This is a genomic window from Halomonas sp., assembly GCF_041689495.1.
Lineage (GTDB): Bacteria > Pseudomonadota > Gammaproteobacteria > Pseudomonadales > Halomonadaceae > Halomonas.
Map to the genome: position 1 here is coordinate 1 of NZ_JBDNGD010000246.1, position 1,730 is coordinate 1,730.

General features: G+C 62.9%; 2 protein-coding genes. Both read left to right on the forward strand.

Annotated features, from left to right (window positions below; translation table 11 throughout):
* A partial coding sequence (locus tag ACESMD_RS08720; RefSeq protein WP_372612277.1) for an aldehyde dehydrogenase occupies window positions 1-1,470 on the forward strand: 1,470 nt, incomplete at its 5' end.
* Window positions 1,471-1,626: 156 nt separating this feature from the next.
* Window positions 1,627-1,730 (forward strand): DUF6435 family protein (locus ACESMD_RS08725; protein ID WP_372612279.1); only part of this gene is annotated, 104 nt, incomplete at its 3' end.

Sequence of the window (1,730 nt, forward strand, 5' to 3'; positions counted from 1 at the left end):
GATTGGCACGCTCTGGCACAATCGCTGACGCTGGAAACCCGCGCCTTTATCGATGACGCCTTTGTTGATGCAGCCAGCGGCGAGACCTTCGAAACCATCGATCCTGCCACCGGCGAGATCCTGGCCCGGGTGACGAGTTGCGATGCCCCGGAGGCCGAGCTGGCCGTCGGTCATGCCCATCGAGCCTTCAACCATGGCGACTGGTCGCGACTGGCGCCCGGCAGACGCAAGAAGCTGCTGCTCGGCCTTGCCGACCTGATGGAGGCTCACAAGCACGAACTGGCCCTGCTCGATAGCCTGGACATGGGCAAGCCGGTGACCAGTTCCCTGGGTGACATGAGTGGCGCCATCGCCTGCTTCCGCTATCATGCTGAATCCATCGACAAGCTCTTCGGCGAGGTGGCACCCACCGGCGAGAATAGCCTTGCCCTGGTCCTGAGGGAGCCCATTGGGGTGGTGGCCTCCATCGTGCCCTGGAACTTTCCCCTGATGATGACCGCCTGGAAGATCGCCCCGGCCCTGGCCGCTGGCAACAGTGTCATCCTCAAGCCTTCGGAGAAGTCACCTCTCTCGGCGCTGCGTCTGGCGCAGCTGGCCAGGGAGGCTGGATTGCCGCCCGGAGTCTTCCAGGTGCTGCCGGGCTTCGGGCACACCGTGGGCAAGGCGCTAGCGCTGTCCATGGGCGTCGACTGCCTCTCCTTCACCGGCTCCACCCAGGTCGGCAAGCAGTTGCTGCAGTATGCTGGCCAGTCCAACCTGAAGAAGCTCTATCTGGAGTGTGGCGGCAAGAGCCCGAACATCGTCTTTGCCGACTGCAAGGACCTGGACAGGGTCGCCCGGCACGCCGCGGAGGCGATCTTCCATAATCAGGGCGAGGTGTGTATCGCCGGCTCCCGGCTGCTGGTGGAAAACTCGGTGCGCGAGGCCTTCGTCGAGAAGGTACTGGTCGCGGCCGAGACCATGCAGCCCGGCGACCCCCTGGATCCGAAGAGTTTCATGGGCGCCATGGTGGACGAGACCCAGCATCGTCGCGTACTGGACTATATCCGCAAGGGCATCGAGGAGGGCGCCAGACTGCGTACCGGTGGCCAGGCCCTTGAAGGCAAGGGGCTCTTCATTCCCCCGACGGTATTTGACGGTGTGACCTCCGCCATGACCATCGGACGCGAGGAAATCTTCGGCCCGGTGCTGGCGGTATTCGGTTTCGACAGCGAGGAAGAAGCCGTGGCCATGGCCAACGACAGCGACTATGGCCTGGCGGCCGGGCTCTGGAGCCAGGATATCGATCGCATCATGCGCGTGACCCGCCGGCTGCATTCCGGCCAGGTATTCGTCAACAACTGGGCCGGCGGCGACCAGACGGTCCCCTTCGGCGGCGTCAAGCAATCCGGCAACGGTCGCGACAAGTCCCACCACAGCCTGGAAGAATACTCCGAACTCAAGATGGTATGGATGTCGCTGGCGACCTGACCCGCGTCCACCATGCCTGACACTTCGAGGCCGACACCCCTGCTGCCGGCCTCGTGGCTTTAGTGTACGCCAATATAAAGGTGTACAACTATTGCATAGCTTTTTTACGCCGGGGCGAGTAACCTGTCAGGACATTCCCCGACAGGAGCCTACGCCATGTTCGGACTCTTCAAGAGTGATCCGTCAAAGAAGCTGCAGAAGTCCTACGAGCAGAAGCTCGAGCAGGCGATGCAGGCCGCCCGCAACGGCGACATGCGTGC